Here is a 238-nt window from a genome sequence, read left to right as displayed (position 1 = left end):
GACTTTCGACACGATGGCAGAGAATGCCGAGTGGCAGGCCGACGACCACCGCCGCAAGCAGCGACCCTAGCGCCAGCGTTACATGCTTGGAGCCCTCTACCCAGAAACTGTCGGCGCGGTTGAAATATTCCTTCAGGATCGACAGATTGTCCCAGCTTCCCGAAATCAACAGCAGCCCGATCGCCAAAGCCGCGACCACAAGCACGCCAACCCGCGCCAATGGCGACAGGTTCAGCCT

General features: G+C 60.1%; 1 pseudogene. It reads right to left on the bottom strand.

The annotated features are described in order from the left end of the window. Nucleotides 1-238 (bottom strand): annotated as a pseudogene (locus EOC06_RS39355) (ABC transporter permease); the annotation flags it as partial.

The organism is Mesorhizobium sp. M7A.F.Ca.MR.362.00.0.0, assembly GCF_004023175.1.
Classification (GTDB): domain Bacteria; phylum Pseudomonadota; class Alphaproteobacteria; order Rhizobiales; family Rhizobiaceae; genus Mesorhizobium.
This window is presented reverse-complemented; position numbering and strand designations above follow the sequence as displayed.